Origin of the sequence: Bradyrhizobium sp. NBAIM08 (assembly GCF_020193935.1) — a bacterium.
Lineage (GTDB): Bacteria > Pseudomonadota > Alphaproteobacteria > Rhizobiales > Xanthobacteraceae > Bradyrhizobium > Bradyrhizobium yuanmingense.
In genome coordinates, this window is record NZ_JADYVR010000161.1 from 1 (window position 1) to 471 (window position 471).

Consider the following 471-nt stretch of genomic DNA (forward strand, 5'->3'; position numbering starts at 1 on the left):
CGCAAGCCCTGCGCGACGATCTTCGCTGCCGCGCTCGCGCTCGGCGGCGCGCAGCCCGCCGACGCGGTGATGGTGGGCGACAACCTCTCCGACGACATCGAGGGCGCCATCGCCAGCGGCCTGCGCGCCGTGCTCGTCGATCGCAGCGACCGCCATCCGGACTACCCGGGCGAGCGCGTCCGCGGGCTCGCCGAGCTGCCCCCGCTGCTCGGGCTCGCGACGCCCGCCGCCGCGCCGTCAGACCCGCGCGGCGGCGGCGCGTAGCGCCGCGAGCATCCCGAGCAGGTCGTCGCGCGTCGTCGCGGCGTTCATCAGCGCACTGCGCAGCCAGGTCGCGCCCCGCAGCCGCGTCTGTACGAGGTAGTAGCTCCCGCTCGCATTCAGCTCGCCGCGGATGCGCTCCTGGTGCGCATCGGCGTCGACGCCGCCCGGGGCGCGGTGGCGGAAGCACACGATGTTGCACTCCGGCTC

At 75.8% G+C, this 471-nt stretch carries 1 protein-coding gene and 1 pseudogene; one reads left to right on the forward strand and one right to left on the reverse strand.

Going from position 1 to position 471, the window contains the following annotated elements; all coding sequences use genetic code 11:
* Positions 1-264, forward strand: a 264-nt coding sequence (locus I6F37_RS38915; RefSeq protein ID WP_225154210.1) for an HAD family hydrolase, incomplete at its 5' end; no start/stop codon positions are given.
* On the opposite strand, the pseudogene I6F37_RS38920 reads toward I6F37_RS38915, so the two are convergent.
* Positions 238-471: pseudogene (locus I6F37_RS38920) on the reverse strand (hypothetical protein); the annotation flags it as partial. The gene I6F37_RS38915 and the pseudogene I6F37_RS38920 sit on opposite strands and share 27 nt — an antisense overlap.